The organism is Okeania sp. SIO2B9 (assembly GCF_010672505.1).
GTDB lineage: Bacteria > Cyanobacteriota > Cyanobacteriia > Cyanobacteriales > Microcoleaceae > Okeania > Okeania hirsuta.
In genome coordinates this window covers 1-2,922 of the sequence record NZ_JAAHGK010000995.1, presented here as the reverse complement: position 1 = coordinate 2,922, position 2,922 = coordinate 1, and the positions used below count along the sequence as shown (strand labels likewise).

Genomic DNA, 2,922 nt, shown 5'->3' with positions numbered 1-2,922 from the left:
TCATTAATGGATAATGGATAATTGATAATTACCTTTGGTTAAAACTGAGAGGATTGAATATAAGGAAATATTATTTCTTTTTTTTCTCTTAAAAGAGGAGGCTTCAAGGCGCGAATTATTTAATTATTAATTATTAATTATTCGGTAATTATTAATTATTAATTGTTGAAAGCAGCTTCGGAGTTAGTGATACCAATTTGAAAAAAGAATGTTACGAATAATAAGTGCAATAAAAATATTTTGCAGAAAATGTCCCTTTGACAAAGCGGTGCTACCCCGCGACGACTTCTAAGATAATCAGTTAATAGCTGATAGCTGACTGCTGACTGCTGAATGCTTACATACAATTCCAATAACTTGAGTAAATTAAAAATGATTATTTGGATCGATAAATTCAGGAATTTTGAGCATAAGAAGTTAATTAGGTTTATTTTTCTGAGTGGAATACTATTTATTTCTAGTTGTAATATATCCCTCGAATCTAAAACAGAAAAACTACCAGAAACTTTACCTGTAGAGTCACCTAGATCGCCTGAACCAACTCCCTATATTACCGAGGCAAAATTAATGGCAGTTGGAGATATTATGATGCACGGTATGCAAATCAAATCTGGTTATAATTCTCAAACTAAAACTTATTCTTATCAAGCTTTTTTCACAGAAGTAAAAGATATTTTATCTGCTGGTGATTGGGTAATTGGTAATCTAGAAACAACATTAGCAGGACCTGAATCTGGATATACAGGATATCCTTTATTTAATGCTCCGGCAACATTAGCTGATGCTATTAAATGGGCAGGTTTTAATATTTTAACTACTGCTAATAATCATTCATTAGATAGACGAGAAAAAGGTCTGTTGAAAACTCTAGAAAATTTACGCGATCGCGATATTTATCCAGTAGGTACAGCAGCATCTTTAGCAGAATCTCAACAGATTTTAATGGTGGAAAAAAATGAAATTTTGATGGCTTTTTTGGCTTACACTTATGGCACTAATGGTATCCCAATTCCTCAAGGCAAAGATTACCTGGTAAATTTAATTGACGAACAAAAAATTATTCAAGATATTACTAGGGCAAGAGAAAAAGGAGCAGATATTGTCACAGTATCTCTACATTTTGGTGCAGAATATCAGCGCCTACCTAATACAAAACAAAAACAATTAGTAGAAAGTTTGGTTAATGAGGGAGCTGATATTATTTTGGGTAGTCATCCTCATGTAGTTCAACCCTATAAAATATTTAACGTCACATCAAAAAATGGAGATACTCGTCAAGCAGTTGCAATTTATTCTATGGGTAATTTTATTTCCAATCAAACGAAAAAATATACTAATTTGGGAGTTATTTTTCAGGTTAATATTCAGAAAAGTTTTCCAGAAGAAACAATTGAAATTTCTGGTGTGGAAGCTTTACCGACATGGGTACATCGTTATCGAAAAAATGGGAAATTAAAATTTCGTATTTTGCCTTTAGAGGAAGTTGTTAATACTAAGAATGATTCTCTACTTAAGTCCAGAGATTATTCATTACTAGAAAAATATTTAACTCAAATGAATAGTCATATTAATTCGTTAAAAAAGGGAGTAGGGGTTCAATAATTAATAATTAATAATTAATAAGAGTGGGTTTGCTGATTAACTATAAAAGCATTTACAGATAAAGGTTGTAGCCTTTTTGCTGCGAAAAAAGTGTCAGTTTTTAGCTCCGAATTGCCCAAAATACTCACATTTTGAGCAGACAAGGGCAGAAAAATTGAGCGACAATTCTTTCGACTGCTTTCTCTGTAATTCCCATTCATTCTGACTCCTGAGTCCTACCCTCCACAAAAAGACTTTTTCAGCAAACCCTAATTAATAATTACCGAATAATTAATAATTAATAATTAATAATTAAATAATTCGCGCCTTGAAGCCTCCCCTTTGAAGGGGAAAAAAAGAAATAATATTTCCTCTGGTAAGTCTTGTATTACAAATAATAAAGTTAAGTAGACTAGAAAAAGTTAACATATTATTCTTAAGTGTAATATAAAATACTATATGAGGTGATTATGCCTAGTTCTTCCACTGGTCCGCAGAAAATCAGTATTAACCCAAGTGGCAAGTTAGTAACAGTTGCTGCCTTTGCTCAATCAAGTGGTAATCAAACAGTAAAAATTGTTGATTCTAATGGTAATGAAGTATTCTCTGCTGCTACCAGAAGCAGAAGTGGTGGAGTATTCACCTATATCGGTGGTGGTAGCTTCACATCAGCAGGAGATGGAAATTACACAGTTAGCCTAACAGAAGGTTCTAAGATATTGGTGGGTGAAGACGCTATTATAGAAAAAGGCGAAGTCTTTTTGCACCGATATTCTTTCATCACTAACGATGGTGGTTCTGATGCAAAACCCGACTTTAATGACCTTTTTGTAACTCTCTCTGTATTTGGTTACACTGGTTAGTCCAGTAGGGTGCGTTAATGAAATGTAACGCACCATCTATCGCAAATATTTCTGGCAAAAAAAACTTTCCTTAATCACTGAAGTTACCAAATATCAAGCATTTGGTCGAATAAATAATATTTAGAAATAGAAAGTCCAAGATATAGCAAAGTTTATGGTAATTGGTATTACTTCTGCTATGATGCCTTTACTTGAAGCAGCATACAACCCAAGTATTTCCGTGACCCCACTCATCACCAAATGTATTCGGGTTTGAATACAAATCTCCCCAAATTTCCCTCCTGGGGGGGTTAGGGGTGGGTCTCCATCTCCCCATCTCCCCATCTACCCATTCACTAAAGTCAAAAGTTAAAAGTCAAAAGTTAGAAGTGATATTTGATATCAAATCCATGTAATTGGGTATAAAAAAATGTTCCATCTTCAACCATTACCAAATATTTCTCGCTCTCCCCATCTCCCCATCTCCCCATCTCCCCAA

At 33.8% G+C, this 2,922-nt stretch carries 2 protein-coding genes; both read left to right on the top strand.

Features of this window, described 5'->3' with window-relative positions:
- The first annotated feature begins 372 nt into the window (after positions 1-372).
- On the top strand, positions 373-1,602 hold the full coding sequence (locus F6K13_RS26465) for a CapA family protein (RefSeq protein ID WP_287288916.1): 1,230 nt from the start codon (positions 373-375) through the stop codon (positions 1,600-1,602).
- 449 nt (positions 1,603-2,051) lie between these two features.
- The gene (locus F6K13_RS26460; RefSeq protein WP_287288914.1) at positions 2,052-2,444 is read left to right on the top strand and encodes a hypothetical protein; all 393 of its coding nucleotides are present in this window, start codon (positions 2,052-2,054) and stop codon (positions 2,442-2,444) included.
- Positions 2,445-2,922: the final 478 nt, after the last annotated feature.